We start from the raw sequence: 1,191 nt of genomic DNA on the forward strand, positions 1-1,191 counted from the left end.
TTACGCGATGACCTTGGCGACGACGCCTGCACCGACGGTGCGGCCGCCTTCGCGGATGGCGAAGCGCAGACCTTCATCCATGGCGATCGGCGCAATCAGCTCGACTTCCATGGCGATGTTGTCGCCCGGCATCACCATCTCGACACCGGCCGGCAGGGCCACAACACCGGTCACGTCGGTGGTGCGGAAGTAGAACTGCGGACGGTAGTTGGTGAAGAACGGGGTATGACGGCCGCCCTCTTCCTTGGTCAGGATGTAGGCTTCGGCCTTGAACTTGGTGTGCGGGGTGATCGAACCCGGCTTGGCCAGAACCTGGCCGCGCTCAACGTCCTCACGCTGCACGCCGCGCAGCAGCGCGCCGACGTTGTCGCCAGCCTCGCCGCTGTCCAGCAGCTTGCGGAACATTTCAACGCCGGTCACCGTCGTCTTCACCGTCGCCTTCAGGCCGACGATCTCGACTTCCTCACCGACCTTGATGATGCCGCGCTCGATACGACCGGTCACAACCGTGCCACGGCCCGAGATCGAGAACACGTCTTCCACCGGCATCAGGAACGGCTTGTCCTTCGGACGCTCCGGCTGCGGGATGTAGCGGTCGACTTCGGCCATCAGCTTCAGGATGGCGTCGTGGCCGAGTTCCTTGTTGCTGTCTTCCAGGGCGGCCAGCGCCGAACCGCGCACGATCGGGATGTCGTCGCCCGGGAAATCATACTTCGACAGCAGCTCGCGCACTTCCAGCTCGACCAGGTCGAGCAGTTCGGCGTCGTCCACCATGTCGCACTTGTTCATGAACACCACCAGCGACGGCACGCCGACCTGGCGGGCCAGCAGGATGTGCTCGCGCGTCTGCGGCATCGGGCCGTCAGCGGCCGACACCACCAGGATCGCGCCGTCCATCTGGGCGGCGCCGGTGATCATGTTCTTCACATAGTCAGCGTGGCCGGGGCAGTCGACGTGGGCGTAGTGGCGATTGGCCGTCTCGTACTCGACATGGCTGGTCGAGATCGTGATGCCGCGCGCCTTCTCTTCCGGCGCCTTGTCGATCTGGTCATAGGCCGTGAACGACGCGCCGCCGCTTTCAGCCAGCACCTTCGTGATCGCTGCCGTCAATGAGGTCTTGCCATGGTCAACGTGACCAATCGTCCCAATGTTGCAGTGCGGCTTGTTACGCTCAAACTTTGCCTTGGCCAT

At 63.7% G+C, this 1,191-nt stretch carries 1 protein-coding gene; it reads right to left on the reverse strand.

All coding sequences use genetic code 11. The annotated features are described in order from the left end of the window. Positions 1 to 1,191 carry an elongation factor Tu gene (gene tuf / locus AC1RRE_RS19990; protein ID WP_492983803.1) on the reverse strand — a complete coding sequence of 397 codons (1,191 nt, stop codon included), beginning with the start codon at positions 1,189 to 1,191 and terminating at the stop codon, positions 1 to 3.

This window comes from Ferrovibrio sp. GW821-FHT12D07, from assembly GCF_058807275.1.

What these genes read in the sequence shown, in the direction of transcription:
- tuf (WP_492983803.1), bottom strand. Translation starts at nt 1,191, where the DNA reads ATGGCCAAGGCAAAGTTTGAGCGTAACAAGCCGCACTGCAACATTGGG.